Genomic DNA, 268 nt, shown 5'->3' on the forward strand with positions numbered 1-268 from the left:
TTATAGTCCCGTGTTTTGCCGTGGTAGCAGCTATTACCATTCGTTATGAAAACATAGACACTAACTTTATAGTCGCATTACAACAGGTTCAACGCGCTAATATTAGTTTTGCTATCGGCCAACTAACCTACAAACGAGTAATGCTTAATAAACAACTCGATGATAAAACCGGAGTTGGTTGGTTTTTTATTGGCGCACTAATTGTTGCAAGCGCCTGTGAAGCCTTATTTGGGGATCTTAACAAATTTCCAAGTACCTCACCTGAATG

1 pseudogene is annotated in these 268 nt (G+C 39.6%); it reads left to right on the plus strand.

What is annotated here, in order from left to right:
* Positions 1-268, plus strand: a pseudogene (locus CWB77_RS18020) (EamA family transporter); the annotation flags it as partial.

The sequence above is a fragment of the Pseudoalteromonas sp. S1610 genome, assembly GCF_005887465.1.
In the GTDB taxonomy this organism is placed as follows: domain Bacteria; phylum Pseudomonadota; class Gammaproteobacteria; order Enterobacterales; family Alteromonadaceae; genus Pseudoalteromonas; species Pseudoalteromonas undina.